Consider the following 586-nt stretch of genomic DNA (forward strand, 5'->3'; position numbering starts at 1 on the left):
GTCATATGCGATCTATATCGTGCGCAGCGTGGAGCAATTGATGCTCATATGATTCACAGGAACGGAATGATCCAATGAAACTACGCAATACATTTTCTGCTGCCGCTATCAGCGTCAGCCTGGGCTTAAGCCTGATCAGTGGCGCCGCCGTCGCGGGTGTCGATCCAGCGCTGCCGAAGTACCAGAAGTCCTCGGGTGTCTCCGGCAACATCTCCAGTGTCGGTTCCGACACCCTGGCTAATCTGATGACGCTGTGGACCGAAGAGTTCAAGCGGGCTTACCCCAACGTCAATATCCAGGTTCAGGCGGCTGGCTCTTCCACAGCCCCTCCGGCGTTGACGGAAGGCACCTCTAACTTTGGTCCGATGAGCCGCATGATGAAAAGCGGCGAAATCGAAGCCTTCGAAAAGAAATTCGGCTATGCACCGACAGCGATCGGCGTGGCCATTGATGCGTTGGCGGTCTACGTCAACAAAGACAATCCCATCACCAGCATGAGCATTCCGCAGGTCGACGCGGTGTTTTCGTCTACCCGCAAATGCGCCGCACTCAAAGATGTACAGCGTTGGGGCGATCTGGGTATGAC

1 protein-coding gene is annotated in these 586 nt (G+C 55.5%); it reads left to right on the top strand.

Translation table 11 applies throughout. The features are described from left to right. Positions 1 to 74 precede the first annotated feature (74 nt). Positions 75 to 586: PstS family phosphate ABC transporter substrate-binding protein (locus L8D11_RS05405; protein ID WP_236870646.1), on the top strand; the 512-nt coding region annotated here is incomplete at its 3' end.

The sequence above is a fragment of the Candidatus Bandiella numerosa genome (assembly GCF_021811875.1).
In the GTDB taxonomy this organism is placed as follows: Bacteria; Pseudomonadota; Alphaproteobacteria; order Rickettsiales; family Midichloriaceae; genus Aquirickettsia; species Aquirickettsia numerosa_A.